General features: G+C 72.6%; 20 protein-coding genes. 12 read left to right on the plus strand and 8 right to left on the minus strand.

Features of this window, described 5'->3' with window-relative positions; genetic code table 11:
* Positions 1-66: 66 nt before the first annotated feature.
* On the plus strand, positions 67-507 hold the full coding sequence (locus ACIQ6Y_RS21485) for an ATP-binding protein (RefSeq protein WP_404041246.1): 441 nt from the start codon (positions 67-69) through the stop codon (positions 505-507).
* A gap of 10 nt (positions 508-517) precedes the next feature.
* Here ACIQ6Y_RS21485 and ACIQ6Y_RS21490 read toward each other — a convergent pair whose 3' ends face one another.
* Together ACIQ6Y_RS21490 and ACIQ6Y_RS21495 are read right to left on the minus strand one after the other, a co-directional pair.
* On the minus strand, positions 518-952 hold the full coding sequence (locus ACIQ6Y_RS21490) for an ATP-binding protein (RefSeq protein ID WP_404041249.1): 435 nt from the start codon (positions 950-952) through the stop codon (positions 518-520).
* A 174-nt stretch (positions 953-1126) separates the two neighbouring features.
* The gene (locus tag ACIQ6Y_RS21495) at positions 1127-1567 is read right to left on the minus strand and encodes a hypothetical protein (protein WP_404041252.1); all 441 of its coding nucleotides are present in this window, start codon (positions 1565-1567) and stop codon (positions 1127-1129) included.
* A gap of 317 nt (positions 1568-1884) precedes the next feature.
* Here ACIQ6Y_RS21495 and ACIQ6Y_RS21500 point away from each other — a divergent pair, with 317 nt between their 5' ends.
* Positions 1885-2520 (plus strand): esterase/lipase family protein, encoded by a 636-nt coding sequence (locus tag ACIQ6Y_RS21500; RefSeq protein WP_404041256.1) that lies wholly within the window; start codon positions 1885-1887, stop codon positions 2518-2520.
* A gap of 93 nt (positions 2521-2613) precedes the next feature.
* Here the strand turns inward: ACIQ6Y_RS21500 and ACIQ6Y_RS21505 are convergent, their stop codons facing one another.
* Positions 2614-2982: a DoxX family protein gene (locus ACIQ6Y_RS21505; RefSeq protein ID WP_404041550.1), complete on the minus strand. Its 369-nt coding sequence runs from the start codon at positions 2980-2982 to the stop codon at positions 2614-2616.
* 233 nt (positions 2983-3215) lie between these two features.
* Here ACIQ6Y_RS21505 and ACIQ6Y_RS21510 point away from each other — a divergent pair, with 233 nt between their 5' ends.
* The 4 genes from ACIQ6Y_RS21510 to ACIQ6Y_RS21525 all read left to right on the plus strand — a co-directional run bounded on the left by ACIQ6Y_RS21510 (position 3216) and on the right by ACIQ6Y_RS21525 (position 4961).
* A complete protein-coding gene (locus ACIQ6Y_RS21510) occupies positions 3216-3434 on the plus strand; it encodes a hypothetical protein (protein ID WP_404041259.1) in 219 nt (72 codons plus the stop codon).
* Positions 3435-3705: 271 nt separating this feature from the next.
* A complete protein-coding gene (locus ACIQ6Y_RS21515) occupies positions 3706-4143 on the plus strand; it encodes a phage holin family protein (RefSeq protein ID WP_404041262.1) in 438 nt (145 codons plus the stop codon).
* A complete protein-coding gene (locus tag ACIQ6Y_RS21520; RefSeq protein WP_404041265.1) occupies positions 4140-4580 on the plus strand; it encodes a DUF3618 domain-containing protein in 441 nt (146 codons plus the stop codon). Before ACIQ6Y_RS21515 ends, ACIQ6Y_RS21520 begins: the two co-directional genes overlap by 4 nt.
* 90 nt (positions 4581-4670) lie before the next feature.
* Positions 4671-4961, plus strand: a complete 291-nt coding sequence (locus ACIQ6Y_RS21525; RefSeq protein ID WP_404041268.1) for a hypothetical protein — start codon at positions 4671-4673, stop codon at positions 4959-4961.
* Between the two features lie 21 nt (positions 4962-4982).
* On the opposite strand, the gene ACIQ6Y_RS21530 is transcribed toward ACIQ6Y_RS21525, so the two are convergent.
* Complete coding sequence (locus tag ACIQ6Y_RS21530) at positions 4983-5867, minus strand: oxygenase MpaB family protein (RefSeq protein WP_404041271.1); 885 nt, start codon at positions 5865-5867, stop codon at positions 4983-4985.
* A 212-nt stretch (positions 5868-6079) separates the two neighbouring features.
* On the opposite strand from ACIQ6Y_RS21530, the gene ACIQ6Y_RS21535 reads away from it, so the two are divergent.
* Positions 6080-6436: a PRC-barrel domain-containing protein gene (locus ACIQ6Y_RS21535; protein WP_404041274.1), complete on the plus strand. Its 357-nt coding sequence runs from the start codon at positions 6080-6082 to the stop codon at positions 6434-6436.
* Between the two features lie 17 nt (positions 6437-6453).
* Positions 6454-6621, plus strand: coding sequence for a hypothetical protein (locus tag ACIQ6Y_RS21540; RefSeq protein ID WP_404041275.1), 168 nt, complete (start codon positions 6454-6456; stop codon positions 6619-6621).
* A 155-nt stretch (positions 6622-6776) separates the two neighbouring features.
* Here the strand turns inward: ACIQ6Y_RS21540 and ACIQ6Y_RS21545 are convergent, their stop codons facing one another.
* Entirely contained in the window at positions 6777-7307 is a 531-nt protein-coding gene (locus ACIQ6Y_RS21545) for an SRPBCC domain-containing protein (protein ID WP_404041278.1), read from the minus strand.
* 145 nt (positions 7308-7452) lie between these two features.
* Here ACIQ6Y_RS21545 and ACIQ6Y_RS21550 point away from each other — a divergent pair, with 145 nt between their 5' ends.
* From ACIQ6Y_RS21550 to ACIQ6Y_RS21565, 4 genes are all read left to right on the plus strand, one after another.
* A complete protein-coding gene (locus ACIQ6Y_RS21550; RefSeq protein ID WP_404041281.1) occupies positions 7453-7860 on the plus strand; it encodes a winged helix-turn-helix transcriptional regulator in 408 nt (135 codons plus the stop codon).
* A gap of 54 nt (positions 7861-7914) precedes the next feature.
* On the plus strand, positions 7915-8481 hold the full coding sequence (locus ACIQ6Y_RS21555) for an NADPH-dependent FMN reductase (protein WP_404041283.1): 567 nt from the start codon (positions 7915-7917) through the stop codon (positions 8479-8481).
* Positions 8482-8533: 52 nt separating this feature from the next.
* Positions 8534-9391: a GNAT family N-acetyltransferase gene (locus tag ACIQ6Y_RS21560; protein ID WP_404041286.1), complete on the plus strand. Its 858-nt coding sequence runs from the start codon at positions 8534-8536 to the stop codon at positions 9389-9391.
* Between the two features lie 154 nt (positions 9392-9545).
* Positions 9546-11885: a hypothetical protein gene (locus ACIQ6Y_RS21565; protein WP_404041289.1), complete on the plus strand. Its 2340-nt coding sequence runs from the start codon at positions 9546-9548 to the stop codon at positions 11883-11885.
* A 48-nt stretch (positions 11886-11933) separates the two neighbouring features.
* Here ACIQ6Y_RS21565 and ACIQ6Y_RS21570 read toward each other — a convergent pair whose 3' ends face one another.
* From ACIQ6Y_RS21570 to ACIQ6Y_RS21580, 3 genes are read right to left on the minus strand one after another with little or no spacing between them, the layout of a single operon-like run.
* A complete protein-coding gene (locus tag ACIQ6Y_RS21570) occupies positions 11934-13379 on the minus strand; it encodes a DUF2079 domain-containing protein (RefSeq protein ID WP_404041292.1) in 1446 nt (481 codons plus the stop codon).
* Positions 13376-13723, minus strand: a complete 348-nt coding sequence (locus ACIQ6Y_RS21575) for a hypothetical protein (protein WP_404041295.1) — start codon at positions 13721-13723, stop codon at positions 13376-13378. The genes ACIQ6Y_RS21570 and ACIQ6Y_RS21575 overlap by 4 nt, the downstream gene beginning before the upstream one ends.
* Positions 13716-14216 carry a SigE family RNA polymerase sigma factor gene (locus tag ACIQ6Y_RS21580; RefSeq protein ID WP_404041298.1) on the minus strand — a complete coding sequence of 167 codons (501 nt, stop codon included), beginning with the start codon at positions 14214-14216 and terminating at the stop codon, positions 13716-13718. The genes ACIQ6Y_RS21575 and ACIQ6Y_RS21580 overlap by 8 nt, the downstream gene beginning before the upstream one ends.
* Positions 14217-14227: the final 11 nt, after the last annotated feature.

Below are 14227 nucleotides of genomic sequence, written 5' to 3' on the forward strand. Positions count from 1 at the left end.
TCGAAATCGTTCACGAGGATGCGTGACAGAGGGGTGAAGGCTGTTGGTCACGGAAGAGGCAAAGCGATGACGTCCGCCGAGTACCGTCCGGCCGGGCACCGGGAGCAGGCAGGGGTGCGTCCCGTCGCGATCACGAGCGCGGCCGCGGCGCGGCAGTATGTGCAGACCCTGGTGCGGGAACAGTGGCGCGGCCCCTCGGGCCCGGCGGGCGAGGAGTCCGTGATCGACCTGCTGCTGGTGGTGTCGGAGCTCGTCAGCAATGCCATCCGGCACGGGGGCGGCCTGGCCCGGTTCGAGGTGACGCTCGTCCCCGAGGGCGTACGGCTGGGTGTCCACGACCACAGCGACGTCGTGCCCGCGGCCGCGTTCGGCCGGGGCACGTTTCCCCGCCCGCGGGAGAACGGCGGCTACGGATGGCCGCTGATCCTCCGGCTGGCCCGCGAGGTCGGCGTGCAGCGCCGCCGGGAGGGCGGCAAGGCGATCAGCGTCCTGGTCCCGCTGGCCTGACCGAAGAGTGTCACCAGGGCAGGAAGACGTGCACGTCCTTGCCGTCCTCCCGCACGACGACGCTGACCTGCTCGGCCAGCGTCTGGATCAGGTACCAGCCGATGCCGCCGGCGCCCGTGGCGGGGCGGAAGACGCGCGGAGCGGGCGGGCTGGTGCTCGTGTCGGCGAGCGTCACATGGACGCCGTCGAAGGTCCTGCGCAGGGTCAGCCGGAACGGGCCGGGCGCGTACTGCACGGCATTCGCCGCGAGTTCCGCCACCACCAGCAGGATGTCGTCCCAGGGCTCCGGGGCCGACGGCGGGTCCGACCGGCTGAGGTCGGCCAGAAAGGCCTCCGCCGCCAGCCGGGCGTCCGTCACATCCTCCAGCCGCCCCTCGAACGCGGCGACGCACTCCCGCATGTACTCGTACGACGGTTTCCTGCTCCACCGCGGTTCGGTCGACATCGCACCTTCCCGGCCGCTCCACTGCGAACTCTGTGACCTCTGGTCCCTCTTTCTCCTGCTCCTGGTTCCCCGAGCGAGGAGGTCTACGCGCGGGGAACATCAGGGGCATGGTCAGCGGGCCCGGAGCAGGAGCGGTCGGCTTCGGTGACGCCGGCGATCTGAGTCGGCGTCAGGTCAGCCGCGTATCAGACGGGTGAGGCCTCCGCGGGTGTTCCGGCCGGCGCGGCGGCCCATCGCGTACGACCCGGCGCTGAGTGCGGTGACTCCCGCGCCGACGCCGGCGGCCAGCAGCTTGCGGTGGGCGATCGCCGTCCAGGCAGTCCGGGCGACGCCGGCGACCTGGCCCGATGCCGTGATCAGGGCCTGGCGCCCCGACTCGACGCCCTCGGCCGCCGTACGGGCCGCACCGCTCGCCGTCTCGGCCGCTCGCTGGGCGCCGCCCTTCGCTGCCGACGCGGCGTCATCCGCCGAGGCTGCGGCCTTCTTCGCCGCGTGGCCGGCGGGTGCCGTCGCCTTGTCGGCCGTCTGCCGGGCCTTCGCCGCGGACTTCTGCTCGGAGGCGGAGCCCTGCTCGGGGACGGACTTCCGGCTTGTGTCGTTCTTCTGTTCAGTCATGGGGCTTCGCGTTGCCCTCCAACGCCCCGCCAAACGTAACGGGGTTGCGCACGCCTCTTGACCACCGATACCTACCGGCCAGTACGCTCTCGCCACCCCTCGACGACACCCACGTACTCCCCCATGCGGCTGCGGCGAACCGCCCCTCGGGCCCGCCCCCGCATGCCCGCAGGTGCTGCTCCCGCGACCCGGGAAGCGCCCCGCGCCATGCCGTCGGACCGCGCCGTCGACCGCTCCCCGTATCCCACCTGTGAGGTCCCCTCGTGAAGAGACCCGTTCCGGCAGCGGCCGTCGCCGCGGCCGGTGTTCTTCTTGCCATGCAGGCGTCAGGTCACGCCCAGGCCTCCGGCGGTTCCGCCTTCGGCCCGGCCAGCAATCCCGTCCTCTTCGTGCACGGCTACAACGGTGATCCCGGCAACTGGAACACCATGGCCGACCGCTTCACGACGGACGGCTGGCCGTCCTCCCACCTCGACCGGTGGTCGTACGACTCGCGCCAGTCGAACGCCACCACCGCCCAGCAGCTCTCCGCCGAGGTCGACCGTCTCCTCGCGGCCACCGGTGCCACGAAGGTCGACATCGTCAGCCACTCCATGGGAGGGCTCTCCTCGCGCTACTACCTGAAGAACCTCGGCGGAACCGCCAAGGTCGACGCCTGGGTGTCGCTGGGAGGGCCCAACCACGGGACCGACAGCGCCAACAGCTGCTTCGACGCGTCCTGCACCGAGATGCGCATCGGTTCCGACTTCCTCGCCGCGCTCAACTCCGGTGACGAGAGCCCGGGTTCGCCCCGTTACGCGACCTGGTGGTCGCCCTGCGACACGGTGATCAACCCCGACAGCTCCGTGTCCGTGTCCGGCGCGGCCAACACCCGGACCGCCTGCCTCGGCCACATGGCCCTGCTCACCGACGCGACCGTCTACGCCCAGACCCGGGACATGATCAACCGCTGAGGTGTCCTTCGGACCGCCGGTGGAGGACGAGGCCGTCATCGGCGGTTCAGCGCGCCCTCCACCGGCGGTACACCCGCACCGCGGCCGCAGGCGTCAGGCGCCCGTCCCCGCCTGAGTGCCTCCGGCGCGGGCCACACTGCGGGCCCACAGCACGAGCGGCAGCTGAAGCGGCAGTCGTCCCAGGGCGGCGGCGCGCTGCGGGGCGGGGCGGTCGCTCCAGTCCTTGGCCATCTTCACGTTGGCCGGAAAGACGCCGACGAAGAACCCGGCCGCGGCCAGAGCCGCGATCCGCCGGGTGCGCGGCAGGGCTATGCCGGCCGCGAGCGCGAGTTCGGCGGCGCCGCTGACGTACGTCCAGGTCCGGGGCGAGCCGGGCAGCGAGCGCGGCACGATCGCGTCGAACTGCCGCGGCGCGGCGAAGTGGGCGGCGCCGGCGGTGGCCAGCAGACCGGCGAGCAGCATGGGCGAGCGTTGGGGCACGGTTCCTCCTGGAGCGACGATCCGGTCGCGCGATATTACTGGAAAGTAGCTTCGCACGCCGGGGAACCGGTTACGCCTGCTCGCGCGTGCACGGGGAGGGCGCGACGCATCGGCCGCCTGTGCGGAATACGTCGCGGGCGTCCAGCGCTGCGCCGATCGGTGACCTTGCCCGCCCGTCGCTCACCGACGGGCTCCGGCCGCAGAACGGAGACGCCATGACCGACGCCCCACCCCCGCCCTCGCCCTTCCTGCGTGCCGTCCTGCGCGCCGACGCCTTCGCCGTGTCCGCGGCCGGGACGATGACACTGACCATCGTCCTTCTCACGCTCCTCTTCATCGACACCGTCGTGGCCGTCGTCGCCGCGGTCGTCGTCTTCGCGGCCTGGATCGCCGTCGGCTGGACCGGCCGCCGGTATGAGCGGATGAACCGCTGACGCCCACGGCCTGGGACGTCCTTTTCTCACCGGTCGGGCCGATGGTGAATCGCACGTCCACTCCGGGGAACTGCGCAAGGTGAGGACAACTGCGAACCGGAGTGTGCCAGGGCCCCGGGTTCGGCAGAGCAGCCCGCCCCGGCGCACTCCTTGAGCGGTTGCCGCGTCATCTCTCCGAGCAGTTGCCGCGTCATCCGCGGGCGGCCGGGTACCCGCGCAGTCACCGGACGGCAGACGACCGTTTTCTTCAGGAACGGGCAGGTGAACGAGCATGGGCTCCGTCGATCCGTACAACAGCGCTCACAACGGCGGGCCACGGCCCCGCTCCGAGGACTCCGTGAGCGATCTCGTCCAGCAGGCGTCACGGCAGCTGTCCCAGCTGGTGCGGGACGAGATGCGCCTCGCGCAGGCGGAAATGGCGCAGAAGGGCAAGCGATACGGGCGCGGCGGAGGTCTGTTCGGCGGCGCCGGCCTGTTCGGGGTGCTCACCCTCCAGGCCCTGGCGGCCACCGCGATCGCCGCGCTGTCGCTGGTCCTGGACGTGTGGCTGGCGGCGCTGATCGTCACCGCACTGCTGGGCGTGATCACGGCCGTGATGGCGGCGACCGGCAAGAAGGAGATCACCAAGGCGGGGTCTCCCACGCCGCAGGAGACCGTCGGCAGCGTGAAGGCCGACGTGAACGAGATCAAGGAGAGGGTGAAGCGATGACCCGGTCCCACGACAAGCCCCAGGGCAGCGAGACCCAGGCGCCCGAGGAACTGCGCGCGCAGGTGGAACGCACACGCCAGGAGCTGGGCGAGACCGTCGAGGCCCTCGCCGACAAGGCGGACGTCAAGGCCAGGGCGCAGGAGAAGGCCGCCGCTGTGAAGGGGCAGGCGGGCGACATGGTGACCCAGATGCGGGAGAAGGCGGGCCACACGGCCGCGCAGGTCCGCGAGAAGGCCGGCCACACGGCTGCGCAGGTCCGCGAGAAGGCCGGCCACGCCGGGCACGCGGTCCAGGAGAAGGCCCCCGAACCCCTGAGGCACAGGGCGGGCCAGGGTACCCGCCTCGCACGGAAGAACCGCCCGGCACTGCTGGCCGCCGGGGCCGGCGTGATGACCCTGGTCCTGATGCGCCGCCGCCACAGGAAGGGACGCCGCTGAGGGCCGGCGGGGTCGCCTGCGAGTCGGCCGGTCACCGGCCCGGCTCACCCCTCCCCGCCCCACCAGGCTGTTGATGAAGGGAGCCGAGGAATGACATCTCCCGCCGGCCCGTACGCCGTGAGCGCCGCCGCTGTCACCGTCTTCGTCCTGCTGGCCCGCTGGGTGGCCACGCCGCCGCGAAGCCGACGGCGTGGCTCCGGCACTCCTCCACCGCCGCCCGCACCTGAGCAGGACCGCGTCACCACGCCGCCGGGTCCGCCGCTGTGGGAGAACCGGTATCTGCGCGAGACCGACGCCCAGCTCCAGCGCTACTGGAATCTGCTGAGCCCCCTGTACCCGCAGGCGCACGACGCGGGCGAACGGTCCTTCCACCGGCTGTGACCACGGTCGGCCGCCGGGCGCTCACACGCGCCCGCTCGTGACCCTCGCTCGCGTCGGTGCCATGGCCCAGCGGATTCCGGCGGTCATCGCCGTGCCGAGGGGCCGCACGAGCAGGTCCTCGGCCATGGGGATGCGGGGCAGGCGCAGCTCACGGGAGGCCCAGCCCGGCAGCAGGGACACGGCGTTGGCGGCGACGACGGCGTACGGCAGGCGTGCCGGCCAGGGGATCGGCGGTCGCAGCAGCAGGAGCCGGGCGGTGTCCCGGGCCTCGGGTGTGGCCCGCAGCTCGCCGCGGTAGGCGGCCAGGCAGCCGGCGAGTCCGGCCCGGTCCGTCGGAGGGTCGGGCACGCCCAGCGCGGTGGCGATCCGGGCCGTGTCGGCGATGTACCCGTCGCAGCCCGCGGCGTCCAGCGGGTGGGCGCCGTAGCGCTGGTGGGCGCGCAGGAAGCAGTCGGTCTCGGCGATGTGCACCCAGCACAGCAGGTGCGGGTCCGACGCGGAGTAGGCCCGGCCGTCGGAGGCCGTGCCGCGGACGGACTCGTGGACGGCCCTGACCTGGTCGCAGGCCCGCTGGGCGCTGTCGGCGGGGCCGTATGTGGTGACCGCGAGGAAGGTGCTGGTCCGCTGGAGCCGGCCCCAGGGGTCGCCGCGGAAGCCGGAGTGTCCTGCGACGGCGGCCATGGCCAGGGGGTGCAGTGACTGGAGCAGCAGGGCGGCCAGCCCGCCGGTGAACATCGCGGCATCGCCGTGCACCCTGCGGACGGGCCGGTCGGGGCCGAACCAGCGCGGTCCGGGTGCGCCGTGGATGCGGGCCCGGTTCGCCGGGCCCTCGGGTCCGGCCACCCGGGAGAGGATCGCCTCGCCCACACGGTCGCGCGCGGGGCCGAGGTCCGGCAGGAGTCTCATCAGGGACCGCCTCCTTCCCGTCCGCCCGCGTGTGTCCATTGTCCCCGTGGGCCGGAGAGAAGAGGCACCTGCTACGGCCGCCATGTCTGCCGCGCGGGGCGGGTCCGTTCATTGCACTCTGGAGGCATGAGCTGCCGTGTCGCGGTCACCCGCAGGGTGAGGGCCGTGCCACGGCAGGGCACGGACCGGTGCGGGAAGACGGAGGCCAGTGGATGATCAGGACCGCCGACATCCGGGAGTGGCGTGACCACGACGTCGTCGACGACAACGGCAAGAAGATCGGCACGCTCGAATCGGTCTATGTCGACACGGCGACGGACGAGCCCGCGTTCGCGACCGTCACCGTCGGCCTGCCCACGCGGCATCGCCTGGTCTTCGTCCCCCTGGCCGACGCCACTGTGGGCCCCGGCTATGTGAAGGTCGCCCACCCCAAGGCACTCGTCAGGGAAGCCCCGTCCATCGACACCGACGGAGTCCTGGCGGCCGAGGAGGAAGCTCCGGTCTTCGCCCACTACGACATGACGTACGTACCCGGCGCGGGCGGCGAACGCCGTCTCGCCCGCCGCTGACACGAGGGAGGCGCGCCGTGGCCTGGGTGCTGTTCCTGATCCTGGTGGCTGTCGTCCTGGGCCTCATCGGTGCCGTGGCCGAGGGGCTGGCGTATCTGCTGGCGATCGGCATCGTCGTGTTCATCACCGCCCTCGTGCTCGCCGTCGCCCTGCTGCGCCGCGGGGGCCGACGCCCGGTCCGCTGACCCGGCACGGCGCAGGGCGGCTGACGTCGTCGGCGAGAAGCAGGCGGGGAGCTCGGCGCCCTCGGGGCACAACGCGCGGTGGTCGACGGAGTCGAAGTCCTCCCGGGACGGGTGGAACATGTGGTGGACGATCACGCCCCAGTCGCCGAGTGCCGTCAGCTCCGCAGCGCCACTGTGAGGCCGTTCAGCCGCAGGCGGGTGGCGCCGCGCAGGTGCGGCAGGTCGTGCTCCGGCACGGCTGAGGCGGCGAGGAAGGCCGCCTGTTCGGTCCAGCGCAGGTGGGTGCCGCCGGAGTCGGGGTGGAGTTCGACCGTCACCAGCGAGCTCCACCGCGGGATGTCGTCGACGACGGACGTGTAGGCGTAGACGATGCGGGAGGCCGGGGTGATGTCGAGGTAGCGGGAGGTGTAGGCGAGCCGCTCCGGTGCGGCGCCCGGGACCGGGAAGACACTCGACGCCGTCTCGCCCCCGCCGACCGAGAAGTGGTGGTCGTACGTCGCGTCGCGGCCTGGCAGCTTGAACCACCGGCGCCGCACCGACGGGTCGGCGAAGGCCTCGAAGACGGCGCTCGGGGGTGCGTCCAGGTGGAGTTCGACGGCGAAGGTCTCGTGCCGTACGCCAGGAGCGGGGCTGCCGTCCTGCCCGTCGGCTGCCGGGTCGGGGGCGGTGGCTCCCGTGGTGGCCATGTTCACCTCACGTGACATCGTGGTGGAATCGGGGGCGGGCGCCCGGTGCTCGTCCTCCGTATGAAACGTGGGTGCGGCCGTCGCGATCAAGGCCCGCCCCATACGCACTTCGACGTCAGCTACGTGCGAGAGGGGAAGCACAGGCATGGGTTCCGAGCTGCGCTCCCGGCTGGCCGCCGCCGGGGTGGCTCCGGAGTGCGCGGCGACCATCGAACTCGTGCGGGATGTGCTCGCGCGGGTCGGGGACAAGTGGACCGTCCTGGTCGTCACCGCGCTCGCCGACGGCCCGTTGCGCTTCACGGCCCTGCACCAGCGGATCGACGGGATCTCCGAGCGGATGCTGGGCCACACGCTCCGCTCGCTCACCCGCGACGGCCTGGTCACGCGCACGGCGTACGCCGAGGTCCCGCCGCGCGTCGAGTACGCGCTCACCCCGCTGGGCCGCTCGCTCAGCGACGCCGTGGGGCATGTCGTGCGCTGGGTGCAGAGGCACAAGACGGAGATCGTCCGGAGCAGGGAGGCGTTCGACGGAGACGACCCCGCGGCGCGGTGAGGCGCTCCCCCGGGCTCCGGCCCGTTCTCCTTGCGCGGCGGGTAAGTTGGGCGAATGTCCGATCTTCCGATGATCCTGCTCCTGTCGGGGAGCCTGCGAACCGGCTCCACCAACGAGGCCGTGCTGCGCACCGCGCACTCCCTGGCGCCGTCCGTGAAGGTGCGTCCCGTCCTGTACGGCGGTCTCGCGGACCTGCCGCACTTCAACCCCGATGACGACATCGACCCGCTGCCCGCGCCCGTGACCGAGCTGCGCGCGGCGATCGACGCGGCGGCCGGGATCCTGATCTGCACGCCGGAGTACGCCGGCACGCTGCCGGGCTCGTTCAAGAACCTCCTCGACTGGACGGTCGGCGGCACCGAGATCTGCGACAAGCCGACCGCCTGGATCAACGCGGCCGCCCCCGGCCGGGGCCAGGGAGCCGAGGCCACCCTGCGGACCGTACTGGGCTACACCGGCGCCGCCGTGGTGGAGGAGGCCTGCCTGAAGATCCCGGTGGACCGGGCGACGATCGACGAGGCCGGTCTCATCACGGACCCGGATGTACGGCGTCAACTCGCGGACGTGCTCAGCCTGTTGGCGACTACCGAGGCGCGGGAGGCCCTGTCGGAGGAGGCGTGACGCCTCGCGGGCGTCGCCTTCCCTCGGCCGAGGCCGTCAGGGATCATAAGGCATGCACCCGGACGACTGGCACCTCACCGACGACGTCGACGGCTTTCTCGCCCGAGCCGGAGACTTCCTGCGCTCGCGCCCCGTACTGCACAACACGCCGCTGACCGTGTTCGAGAAGCTGCGCACCCACGGAGTGCGGGCCCACGGCGACCAGCCGCCCGTCTTCGGGCGGCTGGAGCGGGCGGGTGAGGTGCAGGCCGTCTTCTACCGCTTTCCGCCCCGGGGACTGAGCGTCACCGCCCTCACCGGCGAGCAGGCCGATGCCCTCGCCGCACACCTGGCCGGACTCGGGCACGCCCTCCCGTCCGTGAGCGGGGACGAGGAGACCGCCGCCGCTTTCGCCGAGGCATGGCAGCGGCACACGGGCGCGACGCCGACGCAGCGCGTGCGACTCCACCTCTACCGCCTCGGCACGCTCACCCCTCCGGAGCCGTTCCCGGCGGGACGGGGCCGGCTGGTGGGTGAGGAGGAGCACGAGCACCTCATGCGGTGGTGCCGGGAGTTCGCCGCGGACGTCGGGGAGGACGTCACCATCGACACCGGCACCTGGGCGGACACCCGCTTCGCCGAGAAGAGCTACACCTTCTGGGAGACCCCGGACGGCACGCCCGTCGCCATGGCGGGTGTGAACCCGATGGTCGCCGGCATGGTCCGGGTGGACCCCGTCTACACACCGGCTCCTCTGCGCGGTCGCGGCTACGCGGGTGCCGTGACGGTGGAGGTGAGCCGGGCCGCGCTGGCCGCAGGCGCGAAAGAGGTCGTGCTGTACACGAACGCGGCGAACCCCACCAGCAACGCCCTCTATCAGCGCCTCGGTTATGTCCGGGTCACCGACTGGGCGGCGTACGACTTCAAGTAGCCCGTGATCGAAGGGCAGTTGAGCCCACCTGGGCGCTGTGACATTCCTGTGGCACGAGTGAGACTTGGAGCGCACACAACTCCCCCACATCTGGCTAGTGTTAACCGAGTTCACAGCACGAACTCCGTGTTGACGGTTAACAAGAGGGGGTCAGGTGTCTCAGCACCTGCACATGAACAGCCGTACGCGACGCGCCCGCCGCACCACCACCGCCGCCGCGTCCACCGCCACCGCGACCGCCGCGTCCGCCACGGTCGCGGCCGCCGTCGCCGTCGTGCTCGCCGCGGGGATGACCGGTGTCCTGCCGGGCACGGCGTACGCGGCGGGCGCAGCGGAGGCGACGGCGGCGCGCGAGGTCCTCATTCCCGCGCCCGACGCCTACAGCGAGGGCACCGAGACCGTACTGGCGACCGGCAGCCAGGGCGTCCTGCACCGCGAGGACGGTGCATACCTCTGGACGACCACGTACAACAGCACCACCAGGACCGTCCCGGCCCTGGACGGCGTCCCGGAGGACGCCGTCGTCCGCACCCACGACGAGTTCAACCGCGTGATCTACACCAGGACGCGTGAGGACGGCGGCACCGACGTGGTGCGGGTCGGCATCGAGGACCCCGCCTTCACCAGCACCATCAGCGTCCCCGCCGGGTATCTCAACCCGCGTGTGGCCAACGGCTGGGTGCTGGCCACCGTCGACCAGGGCGACGACACGTACCAGCTCCGGGTCGCGCGGGGCGGCGACCCGTCCGTCGACCCGGTCGTGCAACTGCCCGCCGGAGCCTCCACCGGCGCCGAGCCCGTGCTGCTCGGGGCGTACTCCAACCAGCTCGTCATCGGCTACCGCACCGCCGAGGGCACCCCCGGATACGGCATCCTCACCGCGTACAACGGCCGTGTCGTCCCGCTGCCCGTGACCGGTGAGGCGAGCAGCTTCCGGATCACCCAGACCACCGTCAGCTGGTTCCAGCGCGGCAGCGACCCGGGCGTGCGGATACGGCCGCTGGGCAGCACGGCCGCGCCGCGTGTCGTGCCGCTCGCCACCGAGTCCTCCGACAGCCGCGTCACCTCGTTCGTGGTGGGCGACAACGTCCTGTGGTACGAGGGCGACGGCGGCCCGCTGCACCTCACCCCCTTCGCGGGGGCGGAGTCCGACCGGATCCTGCTGAGCGACGTGGAGCAGGCGTTCCTGCGCTCGGAGGGCACCGGTTCGTTGGTCGCGCTGGGCAGGGACGCCGACGGCAAGCGCGCGATCCACCACTTCAGCGTGGACGGGCTCGGACTCGTCTTCGATCTGCCGCTGCGTCAGGTGCCCCGGGTCAGGACGGCCGACGGCGCCATCCAGGCGCTGAGCCTGGACCGGGGACGGCTGCGGTACGTCAACTCCCTCGCCGGGACGCGCACGTTGCACGGCAAGGACATCGGCACCGGCCTCGACCCGGCCGACGGCGCGGCGCTCGCCGACTTCCCCGGCCTGGAGGCGGGCCGCTTCGCCGACGGCACCGACGAGGGACTGGCCAGACTCGTCGCCGACCCCGACACGGGCACCGATGTGCTGGTGACCGGGGACGATCCGGAGCACCCGGCGGACAGCTTCCCGCTGCCGGGTACGAACGGCCGAATCCTCGATGTGGCACCGGAGTTCGTGCTGTACGAGGCGTCGGGCCGGCAGTACGTCGTGGACACCGCGCGCGATCTCGTCGTACGCGAACAGCAGGCGCAGGCTGCCGCGCTGGACCAGAAGTGGCTCTTCAAGCCGGTACAGAAGGACCCCGGCACGGTGAGGACGATCAACGTGCGCACCGGTGTGGTCAAGGCGACCACCGACCTCGGCACGTCCTGTGTGCCCGACGAACTGCAGTACAGCGGAGGGCTGTTGTACTGGAGTTGCGTCTCGCAGGGCCTGGCGGGGGTGCGTGACCTGGCGACGGGCCGCACCTACCCCGCCCCGGCGTCCGGTGTCCTGCTCGGCGACCGGTTCCTGGCCGAGCGCGAGACGTCCGGCGGGCTGCGCCTGACCGGCCTGGAGGCGGACGGCACCACGTCCGGCCTGGGCACGGTCACCGGTCTGAAGCAGCCCGCCGACGGCGACGGGCGCGGCACCACCTGGACCCTCGACGCGGGCGCGGGCAAGCTCGTGTGGGTCGGCGCGGACGACACGGTCCATGTGACCGCACCGCAGCACGCGGTGTCGCCGCTGAGCGTCGCCCGTACCGCGGCCCCGCGGGAGACGACCGGTGCCTGGACCGCGACTTGGTGGATGTCCAAGCCCGCCGCCTCCTGGCAGCTCACACTCACCCGCCGCTCGACCGGTGAGATCGTCCGCACATGGACGGGCGAGGCCACGCGCAGCGCCGTCCGCGTGACCTGGGACGGCACCTCCGACTCGGGCACACCGGTGCCGACCGGCGGCTGCACCTGGCGCCTGACCGCCACCCCGGCGGACGGCTCGGGCGCGGACGCGACCGCCTCGGGGGTCGTCAAGGTCACCGGCTGAGTCCCGAGCGAGCGCCCGGCCCCTCGGCAAAGGGGGCCGGGCGCCCCGTCATCCCTGCGCGGGCGTGCGTGCGAGGACCCAGTAGCCCGACGTGCCGGCCGAGACGGTGTAACGGGCCTCGGGATGAAGCTCCTTGGCGTACGCGAGCACGGCCGCGCTGTCCCAGGCGGGGTCGTAGTAGGCGATGAAGTCGGGGACGAGGCCATGGGTGTTGCCCACCCAGAACAGACGGCAGCGGTCCGCGAGATGGGCGCTGGGGACGATGTTGGCCTCCACGGTGGCCCCGTCGGGTATCGCGGCCAGGGCCCGCCGGCCGGCCGTGGCGTGTGCGCCGGTGCGGTAGGTGTCGGGCTCGGTGAGGGTGGCGAACGGCAGGGTCGTGCTCAGGGCCAGGGCCGAGGCCGCCGCGGCGGCCGGCAGATGACGGGCGTACGAGCGCAAGGTCGGCCTGCGTGCCGCGCGCAGCCGGGGCAGGGCGTCGACCAGGGCGAGTGCGGTGATGGGCATGAGGACGGCGCTGTAGTGCCAGTCGGTGCTCCAGTAGTGCTCGTCGTTGGAGAGCATCCGCCAGGCCAGGGTGGGCAGGGCGGCGAACAGCAGGGGTGAGCGCAGGGCGGTGAGGCCGGTGGTGGGGATCAGCGTCCACAGCAGCGTGCGCAGCTTCTCGCCGGCCCCGGCGGAGAAGGCCTCGGTCAGCGCGCCTGATCCCGTGCCGAGTTTGTTCCAGTAGTCGTAGCCCTGCGGGTTGACCGCGGGGATGACCACGGTCATGACGACCACGCAGAGGACCACCCCCAGAGCCGCGGTCGCGAGCGCGGGCAGCACGTGGCGCGGGCTGTCGCGGCGGCATCGCCAGGCGACGACGACGGCGATGGCGGCACAGGTCAGGCCCAGGTCCTCCTTGACCAGGACGAGCGGCAGCGCCCACAGCAGCGCGGCCCGCCAGCGCCGGGTCGCGGTGGCGGCCAGGGAGGCGGCGACGAGGGGGACGGCGAAGGCGATCTCGTGGAAATCGAAGTCGGCCGCCCTCTGTATCCCCCAGGACAGTCCGTAGGCGGTGCCGAGCAGCAGGCCTGTCCGCCTGCCCAGGAGGCGTGCGGCGGCGCTGGTGACGGGCTGCACCGACCAGCCCAGCAGGGCGGACTGGGCGAGCAGCAGCGTCATGGGGCTCGGCCAGAGCCGGTAGAACGGCGCGAGCAGCACGAGGACGGGGCTGAAGTGGTCGCCCAGGATGCCGAAGCCGGGTCCCTTCAGGTCGGCCACGGGGGCGCGGGCATGCGCGTAGGAGTCGACGACCTGCACGAAGATGCCGAGGTCCCAGGACATCGTCTCGTAGCGCGTCCATCGCGACACCGCCAGGACCGCGTACAGCACGGCGAAGACGGCGGCGAGTACGGCGCCGTCGGCCCGGCCCGGCCGTGGCGGTTCCCGCCGTGAGCGCGTCACCACCGACGGGACGGCGGGACGTCGGATGCGTATGTCGGCGAGGGTCATGGGCTGATCCCGGGGTCGGCGCTGGAGGGAAATTCGGAGGACGGGGAGGACGGGGGTGCCGTCGTGGGGGTGGTCGAGGAGCGGCTGGGCGGGGCCGCGGGCGGTGCGGGAGAGGAGGAGAGGGCGGAGACGGCGGCGGCCACCGCGCCGGAGGTCACGATCACCGCGGTGGCCGCCCACATGGCCAGGCGGCGCCTGCGCCGGGCCGCACCCAGCACGCCGATGCGCGTGCCGGCGGGCGGCAGCGCGGCCTGCGCGGCGGCTGTCGCGGCGGTGTCGAAGAGGGTGCGCAGTTCGGCGTCGGGGTCGGGACCGGATGGGGAGTTCGGCAGACGGTCAGGCATGGGGTGCGCCTCCCTCGGTGTCGTGCAGCAGCCCGGCCATCGCGGCGCGGCCGCGGGACAGATGGGTCTTGACGGTGCCGGTGCTCAGGCCCGCCTCGGCGGCGACCTGCTCCACCGTCATGTCGCAGAGGTAGAACATGACCATCGCCAGGCGCTGCCTGCGGGGCAGTTGCCCGAGCGCCTGCGCGAGGGCCGTGCTCTGCTCGTCGGGTCCGGCGACCTCGGTGGGCCGGCCGGCGAGCTCGCGCCGCCAGGCCTCCCTGCCGCGCCGCATGCGCCGGAACCGGCTCACGGCGAGCCGGAAGGCGACGGTGCGCACCCATGCCTCGGGGGCGCCTTCTCTGTCGATGGAGCGTCTTCGCGTCCAGCAGCGGACGAAGGCGTCCTGGACGACGTCTTCCGCTTCCGGCAGGTCCCCGGTCAGCAGGTACACCTGTCCGATCAGGCGTCTGACGCAGGACGCGTAGAACTCCGCATACTCCTCGTCGGTCAACCGCGCATCTC

Origin of the sequence: Streptomyces sp. NPDC096205 (assembly GCF_044763135.1) — a bacterium.
In the GTDB taxonomy this organism is placed as follows: domain Bacteria; phylum Actinomycetota; class Actinomycetes; order Streptomycetales; family Streptomycetaceae; genus Streptomyces.